The following is a 16663-nucleotide window of genomic DNA, read 5'->3' on the forward strand; positions in this document are numbered from 1 at the left end:
CGCGAACGTTTTGCATGTTATGCCGTAAAGTCTTTTAACATTCGAGCAATTGAACGAATGCCTTTTGCGGTTGCACCTACAGGCATTTCGCTGGTTGCCCCACCGTGATAAGCCGCCGCTAAATCTAAATGCACCCAGCCTTCTGGCTTAACAAATCGCGACAAGAAACCCGCTGCGTTTGACGCACCGCCACCGCCGCCGCCTTTCTGCGGACGACTATTTGCCGTGTCTGCAAATGCTGAAGGACAGCGTTCTGCGTGGAAATCTTCAAGTGGTAGCGGCCAAAAACGCTCGTTCTCTGCTTTTGCGGCTTGCAGCATTTGCTCACGAGCATTGTCATCTAGTGAGAATACGCCGTGATAATCAGACCCAAGTGCCACAACCGCTGCTCCAGTTAAAGTAGCGGCATCAATAATTAATGGTGCGCCAGTTTCAGTTGCCAGCATTAGGCCATCGGCTAGCACTAAACGGCCTTCAGCGTCGGTGTTTACCACTTCAACGGTGACGCCATTTTTGTAAGTCAGTACGTCTCCTAGCTTATAAGCGTGGCCGCTAATGAGGTTTTCTGCACAACATAGTATTAGCTGAAGTCGTTTTTCACTGCCTTGCGTAATAGCCAAACCAAGTGCACCTGTCACGGTTGCAGCGCCGCCCATGTCACACTTCATGTCCAGCATACCTTCACTAGATTTTATGCTGTAACCACCGCTGTCAAAGGTAATACCTTTTCCAACTAGCACAGCATCTACTGGCGCATCGGCGTTACCTGTTGGGTTGTAATCAAGTACGAGCATGGCAGGCGGGCGTTCACTGCCGCGACCAACGTTGTAAATACCAATCCAACCTTGCTCTTTAAGCTCTTCACCTACTGTCATTGAGTAGGATACTTTGTCGCCACCTAGTGACTTAATCCACTGGGCTGCGCGCGTTGCAAGGGTTTCTGGGCTTAAGTCTTCAGGTGTTTCGTTCACTAATTGACGGGTAAATAGCAACGCCGCATATTCTTGCTCTAGCGCTGCTTTGTCGCTGGTATCTGCCCAAACGATAGAAGCAGGTTTGCGCGCCCGCGTGAAACTTAATGCGAATGCCCACTGCTGCTCTTTGTGCCAGTCACCCGTTAGCGTAACTTTTGGTAAACTTAAGCCATCTAACTTTCTTGCCGCTTGTTGAATTAAACGCTCGTTAAGCTTGTCATCGGGTAGGTGAATAACAGCACCAGATTCGTTAAATGAAAGCTTAGCACTTTCGCCCCACACTGCCTCTGCACTGTCTGTTGAAAGGCTAACGGTAAATTCTGCCATCGCGTTTATTCCTTATACTTCGTTATGAATTCAGTAAGCGCTTTTTGCGCTTACACAAATGTTTGTTACTCTTTGCCGCTTAACTAATAGCGCGTTTGTAGTTCGCTATCTGCATTTTTTATGCGCCATTAAAATTCAATGCAGTTTCATCTCAATTCGTTAATCAAAAAAGGCATCTCATGGAATTTTCACCTTCTTTACTACGCGGTACGCTTATAAAAAGGTACAAGCGATTTCTTGCCGACGTTGAACTAGAAGACGGTACCGTTGTTACCGCACACTGCCCAAACACTGGTGCAATGACGGGTTGCGCGCAGCCGGGTTACACTGTGTATCTTAGCGAGTCGAATAACCCTAAACGAAAGCTTAAATATACATGGGAGCTTGCGCAAACCTTTGACGGCCATTTTATCGGCATTAATACTCACAATGCTAATAAGTTGGTGGCAGAAGCACTAGATAACAAGGTGCTAGACGAATTTTCCGATATAACGGATTGGAAAGCAGAAGTGACGCCCCCTACTGCCAATAGTCGCTTTGACTTTGCGCTAACCCGTCAAGATGACGGGCACCAGAAATTGATGGAATATATGGAAGTTAAATCTGTAACCTTGGCCGAGCAAGATAAAGGCTTTTTCCCAGATGCAGTAACACAGCGGGGCGCAAAACATTGCTTGGAGCTTGCACGTTTAGCTGAAAGTGGTATAAAAACTAGCCTATTATTCTGTGTACAACACACGGGCATTCAAAGCGTGCGAGTTGCTGAACATATTGATCCAACCTATGCTAATAGCGTAAAGGTTGCCGCCAGCGCTGGTGTTTCGATATTTGCCGCAAGCTGTGCAATAGACGAACAAAAAATACTATTAAATCAAGCACTCCCCTTGATTTTATAAAAAAGAGGTTGATTTTTTTCATTTCGCCTTCATATTTGCGCCTTGTTTTAGTGGGAGAACGCATTAATGCGTTTTTTGCTGGTAGCCAGCTGCCTAGATGAAAAACACCTGGCTAAATAAGAAAGAAATACACCAGCATAATAATTACATAGACACGATTGATTGCCTGAAGTTGTCGAGTCTGATATAGATATCGATCGAATCAGGACAAGATGGATGTCGTAGTGTAGGAGATGTGGCACATGCCAACAGGAAAAGAAACAAAATCCCTAGGACTATTAGCGCTGGCAGGTTTACAGCCGTACGAGCCGAAAGCTGACGAAGAGTATATGGGCGAGCCCCAAATGGAGCACTTCCGTCTATTGCTTAAGGCATGGCGCAACCAGCTGCGTGAAGAAGTTGATCGTACGGTAACGCACATGAAGGATGAAGCAGCAAACTTCCCTGACCCTGTAGACCGTGCAGCTCAAGAAGAAGAGTTCAGCCTTGAGTTACGTACACGTGACCGTGAGCGTAAGCTAATAAAGAAAATTGAAAAGACGCTTAAGCGAATTGAAGAAGACGATTTCGGGTTCTGCGACTCATGCGGTATCGAAATTGGTATTCGTCGCTTAGAAGCTCGTCCTACAGCAGATTTATGTATCGACTGTAAGACTATGGCTGAAATCAAAGAAAAACAACTTCAAGGTTAATAATTAACCCGGCATGTTGATATAGAAAGCCTCATCCCGAAAAGATGAGGCTTTTTATTAAGCCTTTATTATGCATAATCACTATGTAGGGCGCTTTGCTCCCTCCCCTTCAGGTAAACTTCACTTCGGTTCATTAGTTACCGCCGTTGCCAGCTATCTAGACGCTAAAAGCCACAATGGAAAATGGCTTGTTCGTATGGAAGACATTGACGAGCCACGCTGTATTGCCGGCGTCGACAAAGACATATTAGCTGCGCTAGAAGCCCATGGACTGTGCTGGGATGATGAAGTGATTTATCAAAGCCAGCAGCACGCCAGATATCAAGCTGTACTCGATGACTTGATTGAACAACACCGCGCTTATTTTTGTACCTGCACTCGCAGACAAATAAAAGCCATGGATGGTATGTATAACGGTCACTGTCGCGACAAACACATTGCGCCTTGTGATGCTGTAAACTGCGCTGTTCGGCTAAAGATGGACGATCAGCTTGAAGCCTTCATTGATGTGATTATGGACAACGTCGAACCCGATACCTCATTGCCCCACACAGCGCGAGCTGAAGATGTGGTGCTAAAACGAAGAGATGGCTTGTTTTCTTATAATCTGGTGGTGATCCTCGACGATGTATTTCAGCAGGTAAATCATGTGATTAGAGGGTGTGACTTAATTGACGTAACGCCTTTGCAGCGCGCGGTTTACCAAACGCTAGGTTTCACGCCCCCTACGTATGGTCACGTTCCTGTGGCTGCTGTGGCACCAGGTAGAAAACTTAGCAAGCAAAACCGCGCAGCACCAATTGATAACACCACCGCCTTAGATAACATTGTTCGCGTGATGAACTTTTTAGGTTTCGCTTTTCCAAATGCTTCGGAGTTTGACGGTGTTGATTCGGCCCTTAACCACGCAATTTCGATGTGGGATAGGAAAAAAGTAGTGAAAACAGCCGAAATTATTGTTCCACAGCATGAATCCACTTATTATAGCGGACCTTTATAGTCTGCGGAGATACCATCATCATTCATCGTGTTTTTAAATCTGTTAAGCGTGCTTTTTCAAAAGAGAGTTCGTCCACTAACGCTTTAAAGCCAAGGACTATGACCCGTGGGGAACACGGTATATCTCGAGAAGACGTTAGTGCAAATGCATTGAAAGTAATGTATCGCCTTAATGGAGCTGGCTTCGAATCCTATTTGGTGGGAGGCTGTGTACGCGATATTTTGATGGGTCACGAACCAAAAGACTTCGACGTAGTGACCAATGCCACGCCTGAGCAGATAAAAGGCTTGTTCAGAAATTGCCGCCTTATAGGCAGGCGCTTTCGCTTGGCCCATATTGTATTTGGCCGCGAAATCATTGAAGTAGCCACGTTCCGCGGGCATCACCAAGAATCAGACGAAGACGAGAATCTTCTAAAGGGTAAGGCTATTGCGAAACGCGATGCCCATGGTCAGTTAGTGCGCGATAACGTATTCGGCACCATCGAAGAAGATGCTGAGCGTCGTGATTTTACCTTTAACGCTATGTATTACAGCGTAGCAGACTTTACAGTTAAAGACTTCGCCAATGGCCTTGCTGCTATAGAAAAACGTGAAGTAGAGCTAATTGGCGACCCTGAAACACGTTATCGTGAAGACCCGGTTCGTATGCTACGCGCAGTGCGCTTTGCCGTTAAGCTAGGCATGAGTATTGAAGCAAAAACCGCAGCACCGATTAAATCTTTAGCGAACCTTTTACAGAACATTCCACCCGCGCGCTTGTTTGAAGAAACCTTAAAGCTGTTTTTATCAGGCAAAGGCGAAGAAACTTTTTTGATGCTGCACGAATACGGCTTGCTTGAGCCACTATTCCCGCAGCTAACGCCGTTTTTGAAAGACGAAAGCAGCCGTGAGATGCAGTTTGTTCGCCGCGTTCTTGCCAATACTGACGAGCGCATAAACAGCAACCAACGCGTAACACCCGCGTTTCTTTACGCTGCGTTACTTTGGTACCCTGTTGAAGAACAATCGCAGCGCTTACAAAGCGAGTCTGGGTTAAACGCACATGATGCGTTTAATATTGCTTCAGGCGATGTGCTTGCCCGTCAAACTCAGCGTATAATGATTCCGAAACGCTTCTCTACCGTAGTTCGCGATATCTGGATTTTACAGCAGCGCTTACCAAAGCGTTTTGGCCGTCGTGCTTTCCAGTTACTCACGCACCCTAAATTTAGAGCTGGCTATGACTTTTTGCTTGTTCGTGGTCAAATAGAGGGCGGTGACTTACTTGAACTGGCGCAGTGGTGGACACATTTCCAGCACGCTGACAGTGGCAAACAAAAAGGCATGCTTAACGCGCTACGCAAAAGTGAAGGTGGTGCAAAAGGCGCTCCGCGCAAGCGAAAGCGTAAACCAGCTAAACGAGGTCCAGATGCATAAAGAGCATGTTTATATAGGCGTGGGTAGTAACCTTGGCGATAGCCAGGGTAAAGCACAGCGCGCATTTGATGCTATCAATGATATTGAAGACACGCGCGTACTCAAGACCTCTTCGCTTTATTCCAGTAAGCCAATGGGCCCTCAAGATCAACCCGATTACATAAACGCGGTATGCTTAATTGAGACGGCGCTTAAGCCTCATAGCCTGTTAAAACAACTTCAACGTATAGAGCTTGAAGAAGGACGAGAGCGAAAAGGCGAGCGCTGGGGTCCACGCACCCTTGATCTCGACATATTGCTATACGGCAGCGAAAATATAGACACCGCCGATTTAATCATTCCACACTACGGAATGGCAGAACGCGAGTTCGTCATGGTGCCATTGTTTGAAATTGCGCCCAACATGGTGATGCACGACGGCAAACCCATTTCGGCTTGGGTAGCCAACTGCTCACTAGACGGACTTAGTCGCCTGCGCTCTTCCAATTAGCCGCAAAATCCGTATAGTTCGCCACACGATATCAACAAATATCAATCTGAGACATGTCATGAAGAAAGTAACAGTTTCGGGCTTGCTTAAGAAAAAGCAGGCTGGGGAAAAGATCACATCCTTAACCGCTTATGATGCCAGCTTCGCAAAAATGTTTGACGAACAAGGCGTGGATGCACTCCTAATTGGGGATTCTTTGGGCATGGTCCTTCAAGGTGAAGATGACACCCTTCCTGTAACCATTGATGACATTGCTTATCACACGAAAAGTGTGCGTCGCGGTACTGAACGCGCTTTTGTATTAGCCGACATGCCATTTATGTCATATGCCACTCCAGAGCAAACCTATGCTAACGCTGCTAAATTAATGGCGGCAGGAGCAAGCATGGTGAAAATGGAAGGTGGAAGCTGGCTTTGCGATACCATAAAAGGGTTAAACCTTCGTGGTGTGCCTGTGTGTGGCCACTTGGGCTTAACGCCGCAATCTGTGCACGTTTTCGGTGGTTTTAAAGTGCAGGGCCGCGAGGCAAGCCAGGCAGAGAAGTTACTCAACGAGGCGAAAGCGCTGGAAGAAGCCGGCATTCAACTTTTAGTACTTGAATGTGTACCTTCCTCACTTGGTAAAGCCGTGAGTGAAGCACTGACTATTCCTGTAATCGGTATCGGCGCAGGTAAAGACACCGACGGTCAAATTCTGGTGATGCACGACATGTTTGGCATTAGCGCTAATTACATGCCAAAGTTCTCTAAGAACTATCTAGTCGAAACAGGCGACATGCGCAAGGCCGTATCAAAATACATTGAAGAAGTTCAAAACGGTGCATTTCCATCGTCTGAACATAGCTTCGAGTAACGAGGTTAAATATGAAGGTGGTTGATAGTATTTCAGCATTGCGCAGCACGGTGAGTGCATGGCGACGTAATGGTGAAACCGTAGGATTTGTTCCCACCATGGGAAACCTACACAATGGTCATCTTAAATTAGTAAAAAAGGCAAAAGCACACAACGACAAAGTTGTAGTGAGTATTTTTGTAAACCCAATGCAATTTGGCGCTAATGAAGATTTAGATGCCTATCCACGCACTATAGAAGAAGACAAAGCGAAGCTAATTGCAGAAGGCGCTGACGCCGTGTTTCTGCCTAGTGTTGCTGAGATGTATCCGGCAGGTTTAGATGCGCAAACCTTTGTTGAAGTACCTGGCATTTCGGACTCTCACTGTGGTTCAAGCCGCCCAGGGCATTTTCGCGGCGTTGCAACAGTGGTTACCAAGCTGTTCAATATGGTGCAGCCCGATGACGCGTTCTTCGGCGAGAAAGACTTTCAACAGCTGCAGGTTATTCGCGCGTTAGCCCGCGACTTATCCATGGCAGTTAACGTGCATGGTGTCCCCACTGAGCGCGAAACATCAGGCTTAGCAATGAGTTCAAGAAATGGCTATTTGTCGGACGCTGAAAAAGCGACCGCCAGTGCTATTTTTGAAGAGATGCAGCGTATCAAATCTGGAATAGAAAACGGCAATACAAACTTTGCAGAGCTTGAAAATATTATGGTTGCCAACCTTGAAGCCAAGGGGTTTAAGAAAGACTATTGCCAAGTGGTAAACGCCGCTACTTTTGAAGCCGCCACTAAAAGCGACAAAGAGTTAGTTCTGCTTGTTGCGATGTTTATGGGTAAAACGCGCCTGATCGATAACATGCAAATAACGCGTTAAGCCTTAGTTGAAATCATTGAAAAAAAGCCCGAAACAGGAAGTTGCTTCGGGCTTTTTTATGAAAATAAATTTGTACAACCGCCGTGTTGATATCGGCGCTTATGAAGCCACGGCTTCTGGATCGCGAACAAACGCCATTAACTCTTTCCAAGCCTGCGTTTCTTTCGCAATTAAATGTTGCTCGGCTAAGATTGCAGCTAAGTCGTTGTGGCTCGTTAGCGGGTTTGCAAGCACCACGCGAAATACCGTTATACACTGAGTTGGGTAGTCAGGCGCCTCTAAACGAGTACGAGAAACAAAAGACTTACCTGCTTCACGCTGTTGCTTTTGAACGGCAACAACAAGAGCATCGATTTTCTCATTTATTGCATTACGCATTTTCGCGTTAACATGCTTGAGCTTTTCTTGCACTTCAGCTGGGCACACGCGATAAGTAAGCAGCGATAGCGTAGGCGTTGTTGTAAGTTCGAAATCCTGCGCCTTGTCTATCATTTGCGCAAAATCTTTGGCTTTATCAATACTGCGGTCAATTAATAGCTCATAGCCTTTACGTCCAAAAATATGCAGTGCTGAGTACACCATCATGGCCATACCGTTACGTGAGCCTTCAAGCGTGGTAGCGCCTAAATCTTTTGAGCCCGCGCGCAAAATATACTGAGCATGATGTCTTACTGCATTGGCATTTTCAGGGTTTTTAAATAGCGCCATACCCGCGCCCATAGGCACATACATTTGTTTGTGGGCATCAATAGTTACCGAGTCTGCGCGCTCGATACCTTGCAATCTATCGCGGTAGCGCGAAGAAAATAGCGTTGCACCACCCCAAGCGGCATCAACGTGGAACCAGCACCCTAGCTCTTTCGCCACATCGGCAAGCTCATCTAGCGGGTCTACGTGACCTGTTTCAGTTGTTCCACCCACACCAACGATAGCAAGAAGCTTGTTGCCTTCTTCTTGATAGCGTTTACCTATGCGAAGGGCTTTTGCAGGATCAAGAGTTTGTCTTGGGGCAGGTACGGTAAGCAGCTGCTCACGGCCAAGCCCTAATACGTCTACTGCCTTTGACAACGAATAGTGACCGCGCTTACTGCACATAACACCCAAGTTGTTAATACCGTGGTGACGATAGGCTGCGGCTAAGCCTGTTTTAGCAACGCCTGCGAAGCCTTTTTGCGGACCAAGAAGCTTGTTTCGCGCTACCCACAACGCAGTGATATTAGCTATAGTACCGCCAGAACAAAACGCACCTAGTGAATGTGCGGCGCTGTGTAAATGCTCGTCGTAGAAGGCTTGTGGTTGGTCGTACACTAAGTTGTGCATCATGCCGATCACTTGGCGTTCTAGCGGAGTGAAAGCTTTAGAGGTTTCAATTTTGACCAGGTTCTGGTTAAGCCCTACCATTAATTTTGAAAGCGGCAGGTGAAAATATGGCAATGCGGAAGTCATGTGCCCGATAAAAGTCGGAGAATAAGTATTTACAGAATGTGCAACCAGCTTATCAAGCAAGCTTTCAGCATGAGTAGACACAAACTCTGGTGATTCTGGCACCTTCGAGTCTGAGAAGTCTTTTTCTATCTCTTCTAACGACGTCTTTTTTGTCACCACGTGCTGCGACAAAAAATCTAAGATATTGTCAGATAAATGCTGCTCTATTTGAGCCAGCTTTGAGTCTTTGTGTTCAGGTTTGGTAAAGACCCTAAACAGGTGCTCTAAACTAACTTGCGCTTCACCCACTCAACACACCTCATACTTAAAACATTCACATATTTCGCGTAAAGTCTATAACGCGAAATTAAACAGGCGGTTTTGCAGGATACCGGCCTGACACTTACTTTTCCTTTTAGCCAATTAGCATGCGATTCTCGGTGCTGGTACTTTATCCATACACCAAATTAGGATACATCAGCTAGGCTAGTGCGTATTAACGCGGTCCATTCGTTGCCAAACCTGAAAACTTATCACAATACTTTCAGGGTGTCGCACTTTACATCAGATTGCAATGCTCGCCAAGGGTTAGCACACGGCATTTAAGCGACTATTAATGTTTTATTACATTAGTCGAAATTGAAGGCTTACGTGTTTAACACTGAAATTGTGGGGGGATGTTATGAAATTTTATACCGCAAATTTTAATACTCTCTACTATATTTAATTTATGAATAGTACCAACACCAGTTTCTGGCGTTGGATTTACATCTTCTAATTGCGAGCCTAAGTAGCCGTTGAACTCACGCTCAAGCATTCATCGCTGCAATAAGGTACTGCTCCAATGCAAGGGGGTCTGTTTATGCCCATTCGTGAAATTTCCGAGGATTTTTCAATCGATGATATCGTTCCTTATTTCCAACCTATTGTGGACTTACAAAGCCAAGGTGTGTGGCGCTATGAATGCCTAGCTAGACTTATCACACAAGGTGATAAAACCTTTCTCCCTAGCGAATTTTTGTATCTGATTGAACGAGAGCAGCACGTTAACACACTTGCGGCAAGTATGTTTGTGCAATGTGCCAGCTACTTCCATGACGTAAATATTCCTTGGAATATCAATATCACCGCAAAAGACTTGCACAACGAAGAGCTGACCAACACCCTCATAACACATTTAGCTAGTTACCCTTCGCCTGAACGCGTGAGTATTGAAGTGAGCGCGTCAACCGCGTTATCTAACCCTAAGAGCCTGACTTCATTTATCGAGAAAAGTATGCATGTAGGCCTTGGGGTATTTATTGACAACGTAGGTTCATGCCCAGGAAATATACGTGCACTAATGAATTTACCCGTCAGAGGCATAAAGCTAGCAGGCGGTTTAATAAAGCACTACGACCAACAAGAAGCCGTGCGAGAGTATGTGGATTATTTGTTGTCTCTTTGCGAACGGCATGGCGTAAGCACTATTGCTGAGCACGTTGAGGACGAGACCCATTTAGAGAGCGTTAAGCGCCTCCCGATCCGCTATGCGCAGGGCTATGTGTTTAGCCCACCTATGGCGAATGTGAGAAGCGCGACTGCCCGTCATTGAAAGGGTTAGCGCTTTGCGTTAGCTCTCTTCACTACGACATTTAAGCTGCCAGCAAGATTGGCCACTACCTCGGTACTTCCTTTCAAAAGGTGTCATGTGGTCGTCGCCCGTCACTTCAGCTAAGTCTGAAATAAGACCGTAATGGCTGGCGGCCTGCGCGAACTCCATCAAGTAAATGAGCCAGTTGCTGCGCACCTCGACATTCGGGGTAATGGCCATTAAGTCGACCATTGCCGCACTACCATGCCAGCGCTTTTGCACCTGCGTCTTTTTGGGATACGGGTTAGGATAAAGTAGAAAGTGTTGAGTAACACGCCAATTCGACAGTTTTACTAAGCGCCAAAAGTCATTAACGTCGGCGCGGATCACTCGGTAATTATCCTGCTTCGCGCTGTAATGTTCGTGTTTATCAACACGCAGTGCCGATTTATCTATGCCAATCACACGGGCATTCGGATTGGCTTTGGCAATGTTAGTCGTACTTTCGCCCACGCCGCAGCACGAGTCTAAAATAACGTCACCGTCAAAGCCTTCTAGCCACGCTGAAACCTCGTCAAAAGCAGCCTGTGTGTGGTCAATGATAGGGCGTTTGTTTTCACTCACTTGGTACTTTTTCACCAAGTCGTCTAACTTATCGTGAATACCCACCTGCGAAGTGGTGATTTCTCTTGAGTTTCCGCTTGCCATTAACTGCGAATACCTTTGCCAGTTTTGAGTAAGTAATAAGCCACGCTAAACAGCAAGGCATTGAAGCCTACGAGCAAGCTTAACGACAAGGTGACATTAACATCAGACACGCCCAAGAACCCGTAGCGGAACCCGTTAACCATATACACAACTGGATTTGCTTTACTTACCCATTGCCAAAACTCAGGCAATAAAGAAAGAGAGTAAAACACACCACCTAAATACGTTAGCGGCGTTAAAACGAACGTTGGCACTACGCTGATATCGTCAAAGGTTTTTGCGAATACGGCATTAATCAAACCTGCCGTGGCAAATAGGGTCGAAGTTAATAGTAGCGTGAGCGCGATAATGCCTAGGTGATGAATTTGAACATCAACAAAAAACAGCGACACCAAGGTAACAATAATGCCTATCAGAATGGCACGGGCCACACCGCCGCCCACATACCCAAGAATAATTACTGAGGTAGGCACAGGCGAAACCAACAGCTCCTCAATATTGCGCTGAAACTTGGCGCTGAAAAATGACGACGAGACATTGGCATAAGAGTTTGTGATCACTGACATCATGATAAGGCCAGGCACAATAAATTCCATGTAGGTAAAACCGCCCATTTCACCTATCCGGTTACCAATAAGACTACCAAATATCACGAAGTACAAGCTCATTGTAATGGCTGGTGGCACCAGAGTTTGTACCCATATGCGCAAAAAGCGCGTGCATTCTTTTATCCAAATAGTGGTAAGCGCCACATAGTTTTGCTTTACCCAACCTACGTTTTCTTCTGTGTTCATTTGCGTGCTTTCAGTTTTCATTTTTGCATTTTCACCTGATGTGGGTTTAGCCGGCTTGCTTCGCTGATTCAACTAAACGCACAAACAATTCTTCTAGGCGATTTGATTTGTTGCGCATGCTCATAACCTGAATACCTTGCTCACTTAACTGCGTGAAAACCGGGTTCAGGCCTTCGGTTTTTTCAACGTCAACTTCAAGGGTATGGTCATCAATTAAACGATGCTCAAAGCCACGCAATAAGTTGTTATTCTCTGACGCGCTTTCAGGTATTTTGATATCCAACACAAAGGTTTCTAGGCTAAGCTTCGACAACAAAGCCTTCATACTTGTGTTTTCCACAATGGTGCCTTTATTAATAATAGCGATATTGCGACACAGCATTTCTGCTTCTTCAAGATAGTGTGTTGTGAGTATGATGGTGATGCCTTGACGGTTTATCTCTTCTAAAAAGCCCCACATTGAACGGCGAATTTCAATATCGACACCGGCCGTAGGTTCGTCAAGAATAAGCAATTTAGGTTCATGCATTAATGCGCGGGCAATCATAAGTCGTCGCTTCATACCGCCAGACAACTCGCGGGCGCGCGCGTCGCGTTTTTCCCACAAATCGAGCTTTGCCAAATACTTTTTCGCACGTTCTTTGGCTACACTTCGCGGCACACCATAGTATCCCGCTTGATTAAGTACAATTTGCAGTACAGTTTCAAACTGGTTGAAGTTGAACTCTTGCGGCACTAATCCGATACAGGCTTTGGCTTGCTCTTTCTGCGTTGTTAAATTGTAACCAAACACAGAAACACTGCCGCTGGTTTGATTAACCAGTGAGCTAATAATACCAATTGTAGTAGATTTCCCCGCCCCATTTGGGCCAAGTAATGCGAAGAAGTCTCCCTCTTGCACGGTGAGTTCAACGCCTTTTAGCGCCTGTACGCCACCTTTATAGGTTTTGGTTAACCCTTGAATGTCCAACGCTTTCATGATTTGCCTGTATTGAGAGTGTGACGACGAATTAACTAAAGCGAGATTTGAAACGCCTTAGCCTGCAAAGTGTAACCTAGTTCATGCTATTAAATGAATACACTCGCGTTTAGTGGTTGCTTAAAACAGTTTAAGGCTTTGCCTTGCTGCGGCCTGTTAAAGAAAACTATGTAAGTAAAAAATAGACCGTGCTTAAGTAAGTGCTAACAAAATTACCATTTTCAACCCTGCTGGTGAAATGAACTGTTTTGGAGCTCTAAAGGCAAGTGGGTAATATAGAATATGAAAATTGCTAAAAAAGCGCTGTGTACTGTTGGGGGAGCACACAGCGCAAAGGGTAGTTTTTTACGTAAAAGTTCAGCCTTACCTCTTCTACGTCGCTTATTTCAAAGCAAATGTCGTTAATCTTTATCACAAACTTCTATGCAAACCGAAGACCAACCGACCTTTTGTATTTAACCCTGAATACATGGCGAAAAAAGCCATGAATTATGGAAATATTATGATGGTTTCGGCTACCTGCTGTCCTTTGTTGATAAAGGTGCACAATGCCGCTTGAAAGTAGCGTTTGTAAGGTGATGTGCCACTGAAATATGCTATGCGCGCCGCTCAAATATGGCACAAATGAGGCAGGCTTGTGGATTTTATGTCGAACTTAAGCAAAAGCAACATTTCACAGGTATAGTGTGCGCTCTATCCGTTTTATATTTGCGAGTTAAAGAATGCCAAAGACAATTGCATTAGTGGAAGATGACGCAGCCATTCGCGAAAACTACATTATCGCGCTGAAAGCGCAAGGTTATAGCGTAAACGCCTATGAAGACAGGCCGTCTGCGGCCGAGGCTTTCAACCACACCCTGCCCGACTTAGCAATTATTGATATTGGCTTAAAGGATGAAATAGAAGGTGGCTTCATGCTGTGCCAGCAATTAAGAGGGCTATCACAAACCCTTCCTATCATCTTTTTTACTGCCCGCGATAACGATGTAGACACCATTAGTGGCCTTAGAATGGGCGCTGACGATTATCTTACGAAAGATATCAGTATGGCGCATTTGCTGGCGCGCATTGCCGCGTTGTTTAGGCGTACCGATTTACTGGCCGCGCCTTCAGAGCAAAAAGACGAGCTAAAAGTGGGCGATTTAAAAGTAGACGTATCACGCATGACGGTTAGTTGGCAGAATCAGCCCGTTTTACTTACTGTCACCGAGTTTTGGATGCTGCATGCACTCATTAAACGTCCCGGTCATGTAAAAAGCCGCCAGCAGCTTATGGATGAGTCTAGAATGGTAGTAGACGATACTACGATCACTTCTCACATTAAGCGTATGCGCAAAAAGTTTGTTCAGCTTGATCCTAACTTCGACCATATCGATACGGTGTATGGCATGGGATACCGCTGGCAACTGTAGTTGCTTGCACTCTATAGACCTAAAACAACGCACTGTAAACTTTGCATCAAGAGGTAACATAACGACGCCATGGGATTTCGCTTTTCTATTCGCCTGCAGCTTATGGTGCTGTCGTTGTTTCTTTTCACAATTCCCTATCTTGGGTATAACTATGTGTGGGAGCTTGAACAATATCTGCGAAATGGCCAAGAGCAGACCATGATTGGCACCGCACGTGCCGTAGCCACGGCACTGCACGAGCGCCCCGCATTATTCGATAGTCAATCAGCCTACCTACAAGATGTACGCCCCGGCACTGACCTTTACGCCCCTCCAATTCCTTCGCCTATTCGTCTTGATGGCGAGCTTAACGACTGGCAACAAGTCAGTGAGTTAATGAGTGAATATGGCAGCGATGAAATCATCGAGTATTACAACGACTATGATGATAAACCTACCAGCCTGTCGTTTAAGCATATGGTAGGACGCTACGGTCAATTTTTATATGCGATGTTTGAAGTAACTGATGATACTTTGATGTGGCGGCAGCCCAACAGCTTGAGTGTAGAAACCGGTGATCACCTGCTTATTGGAATGGAAACACCCCAAGGCGAGCTTGCAAGATATGTGGTTGCACCTTACGAAAGCGGCTGGGTGAACGCCTATAAGTTATCAGAAAATACCTCGTCAACGCGGGCAGTGGAGAACGCGCTATCAATTCAAGGTCGATGGCAGGAAACCGCCATGGGCTTTAACGTGGAGCTACGCTTTCCTCTGTCTATGACAACAGGCGGCTTAGCCTTCTCCATTGTTGATATTGACGATAAAAAACGCCGTTTAAAGCAGTACGCTTTAGGCACAGCAAACACGAAAGAGCTTTCAGAACTTGGCACCGTTATTACGCCATCGCCTGAAATCGAACGCATTTTGGCAGGTTTAAAATATGCTGATTCCCGCGTTTGGGTGGTAGATAAACACAAGCGAGTTTTAGCGAGAGCGGGCGATATTCAATCGGCTACGGGAATTGAAGTTGAAGAAAAAGAAGCGTCATCAAACCCGCTATGGGAATGGATTGAAAGTGAGTGGTTACTCCCGCTTTATTATCTTATTCTTACTAGGCCACCCGCTGACTTTATTGACGAATTAGACGACACCTATGCCCTTGTAGGTCAGGATTTGGGCACGGCGCTTAACGGCCAGCCCGATTCCCTATGGCGACTATCACCAGACAATAAAGCCATCGTACTATCCGCCGCCTACCCTATTTTTATTGAGGGCACGGTAATGGGCGCGGTAATTGTTGAGCAAACCACCAATGGCATTCGTACATTAAGAAACCGTGCTTTAGAACAGCTGTTTCACGTTATTTTAGCAGTGATGACTATCGGCACCTTGGGCCTGTTGTTATTCGCGACGCGTATTTCTAATCGCATTCGCTCGCTTCGTGACAACACAGAAGCCGTTATTGATGACAATGGCAAAATCATTGGATCGCTACCAGTGTCTAATCAACGCGATGAAATTGGTGATTTATCTCGCTCTTTCGCCGATGTTCTTTCGCGATTGCAGCAATACAATTCTTATTTAGAGAATATGGCATCTCGTTTATCTCACGAACTCAGAACCCCCATTGCCGTAGTTAAGTCGTCCCTTGATATGCTTACCCACGTTGATGACGCCTCTCAACAAGCAGTTTTTGTGGAAAGAGCGCAATCGGGTGTAAGCCGCCTGAGCACTATTTTAAATAGCATGAGCGAAGCAACACGATTAGAGCAAGCCATTCAACAAGAAGATTTAGAACCATTCAACTTGGTTAACGTTATCTCTGGTTGTATTGCTGGGTACGAACACGCTTACAGTAATCGACGCTTTACCCTTTCAAGTAACGAAGACGCTGCTCGTATCTTGGGCTCACCTGAGTTGATTGCACAAATGTTCGATAAGATCATCGCTAACGCTGTCGACTTCAGCGAAAAAGACAGCGAAATACAAGTGAGTATTACCGTCAAAGACAAGCTAGCCGAATTAACAGTAAGTAACGCCGGCGCACTTTTACCCGAAGGGATGAAGTCTCAACTATTGCAATCAATGGTGTCGGTAAGACGGGAAAACGACGTACAAAATGCGTCTTCTCCTCACTTGGGCTTAGGACTTTACATTGCCAATATCATTGTTACCTTTCACAAAGGTCAACTTTCCTTGGCGAATCGCAAAGATAACTCAGGCGTAATTGTCACTGTGCGCTTTCCTCTAATGTAAATGAATAAAAAAATTCTCAATCGC

General features: G+C 45.7%; 15 protein-coding genes. 10 read left to right on the plus strand and 5 right to left on the minus strand.

The features are described 5' to 3' along the window. Positions 1 to 17 precede the first annotated feature (17 nt). The gene (gene pepB / locus ACHUFN_RS13495) at positions 18 to 1301 is read right to left on the minus strand and encodes an aminopeptidase PepB (RefSeq protein ID WP_394222939.1); all 1284 of its coding nucleotides are present in this window, start codon (positions 1299 to 1301) and stop codon (positions 18 to 20) included. Positions 1302 to 1480: 179 nt separating this feature from the next. Between pepB and sfsA the strand changes: the two genes are divergently transcribed. From sfsA to panC, 7 genes are all read left to right on the plus strand, one after another. After that, positions 1481 to 2197 carry a DNA/RNA nuclease SfsA gene (gene sfsA, locus ACHUFN_RS13500; RefSeq protein ID WP_394222940.1) on the plus strand — a complete coding sequence of 239 codons (717 nt, stop codon included), beginning with the start codon at positions 1481 to 1483 and terminating at the stop codon, positions 2195 to 2197. A 242-nt stretch (positions 2198 to 2439) separates the two neighbouring features. Further along, a complete protein-coding gene (gene dksA, locus ACHUFN_RS13505; RefSeq protein WP_025257553.1) occupies positions 2440 to 2889 on the plus strand; it encodes an RNA polymerase-binding protein DksA in 450 nt (149 codons plus the stop codon). A gap of 70 nt (positions 2890 to 2959) precedes the next feature. Next, positions 2960 to 3889, plus strand: a complete 930-nt coding sequence (gene gluQRS, locus ACHUFN_RS13510; RefSeq protein ID WP_394222941.1) for a tRNA glutamyl-Q(34) synthetase GluQRS — start codon at positions 2960 to 2962, stop codon at positions 3887 to 3889. Between the two features lie 98 nt (positions 3890 to 3987). Beyond that, positions 3988 to 5307, plus strand: a complete 1320-nt coding sequence (gene pcnB / locus ACHUFN_RS13515) for a polynucleotide adenylyltransferase PcnB (protein ID WP_394222942.1) — start codon at positions 3988 to 3990, stop codon at positions 5305 to 5307. After that, positions 5300 to 5797, plus strand: a complete 498-nt coding sequence (gene folK / locus ACHUFN_RS13520) for a 2-amino-4-hydroxy-6-hydroxymethyldihydropteridine diphosphokinase (RefSeq protein ID WP_394222943.1) — start codon at positions 5300 to 5302, stop codon at positions 5795 to 5797. Before pcnB ends, folK begins: the two co-directional genes overlap by 8 nt. 58 nt (positions 5798 to 5855) lie before the next feature. Then, entirely contained in the window at positions 5856 to 6650 is a 795-nt protein-coding gene (gene panB / locus ACHUFN_RS13525; protein ID WP_394222944.1) for a 3-methyl-2-oxobutanoate hydroxymethyltransferase, read from the plus strand. Positions 6651 to 6661: 11 nt separating this feature from the next. Then, positions 6662 to 7510 carry a pantoate--beta-alanine ligase gene (panC, locus tag ACHUFN_RS13530; protein WP_394222945.1) on the plus strand — a complete coding sequence of 283 codons (849 nt, stop codon included), beginning with the start codon at positions 6662 to 6664 and terminating at the stop codon, positions 7508 to 7510. Between the two features lie 99 nt (positions 7511 to 7609). On the opposite strand, the gene panP is transcribed toward panC, so the two are convergent. Further along, complete coding sequence (panP, locus tag ACHUFN_RS13535; RefSeq protein WP_394222946.1) at positions 7610 to 9244, minus strand: pyridoxal-dependent aspartate 1-decarboxylase PanP; 1635 nt, start codon at positions 9242 to 9244, stop codon at positions 7610 to 7612. A 553-nt stretch (positions 9245 to 9797) separates the two neighbouring features. On the opposite strand from panP, the gene ACHUFN_RS13540 reads away from it, so the two are divergent. Beyond that, positions 9798 to 10529 carry an EAL domain-containing protein gene (locus ACHUFN_RS13540; RefSeq protein ID WP_394222947.1) on the plus strand — a complete coding sequence of 244 codons (732 nt, stop codon included), beginning with the start codon at positions 9798 to 9800 and terminating at the stop codon, positions 10527 to 10529. 18 nt (positions 10530 to 10547) lie between these two features. On the opposite strand, the gene trmB is transcribed toward ACHUFN_RS13540, so the two are convergent. Genes trmB through ACHUFN_RS13555 form a run of 3 tightly spaced genes read right to left on the minus strand, consistent with a single transcriptional unit; the run spans position 10548 to position 12989 of the window. Continuing rightward, entirely contained in the window at positions 10548 to 11216 is a 669-nt protein-coding gene (gene trmB / locus ACHUFN_RS13545) for a tRNA (guanine(46)-N(7))-methyltransferase TrmB (protein WP_394222948.1), read from the minus strand. Then, the gene (locus ACHUFN_RS13550) at positions 11216 to 12031 is read right to left on the minus strand and encodes an ABC transporter permease (protein ID WP_394222949.1); all 816 of its coding nucleotides are present in this window, start codon (positions 12029 to 12031) and stop codon (positions 11216 to 11218) included. Before ACHUFN_RS13550 ends, trmB begins: the two co-directional genes overlap by 1 nt. Before the next feature lie 25 nt (positions 12032 to 12056). Further along, positions 12057 to 12989: an ABC transporter ATP-binding protein gene (locus ACHUFN_RS13555; RefSeq protein ID WP_394222951.1), complete on the minus strand. Its 933-nt coding sequence runs from the start codon at positions 12987 to 12989 to the stop codon at positions 12057 to 12059. 722 nt (positions 12990 to 13711) lie between these two features. On the opposite strand from ACHUFN_RS13555, the gene pdsR reads away from it, so the two are divergent. Continuing rightward, positions 13712 to 14401, plus strand: a complete 690-nt coding sequence (pdsR, locus tag ACHUFN_RS13560) for a proteobacterial dedicated sortase system response regulator (RefSeq protein ID WP_394222952.1) — start codon at positions 13712 to 13714, stop codon at positions 14399 to 14401. A 69-nt stretch (positions 14402 to 14470) separates the two neighbouring features. Then, positions 14471 to 16639 (plus strand): proteobacterial dedicated sortase system histidine kinase, encoded by a 2169-nt coding sequence (gene pdsS / locus ACHUFN_RS13565; RefSeq protein WP_394222953.1) that lies wholly within the window; start codon positions 14471 to 14473, stop codon positions 16637 to 16639. The last annotated feature ends 24 nt before the right edge of the window (positions 16640 to 16663 follow it).

The organism is Alteromonas gracilis (genome assembly GCF_043642145.1).
GTDB classification, from domain to species: Bacteria; Pseudomonadota; Gammaproteobacteria; order Enterobacterales; family Alteromonadaceae; genus Alteromonas; species Alteromonas gracilis_B.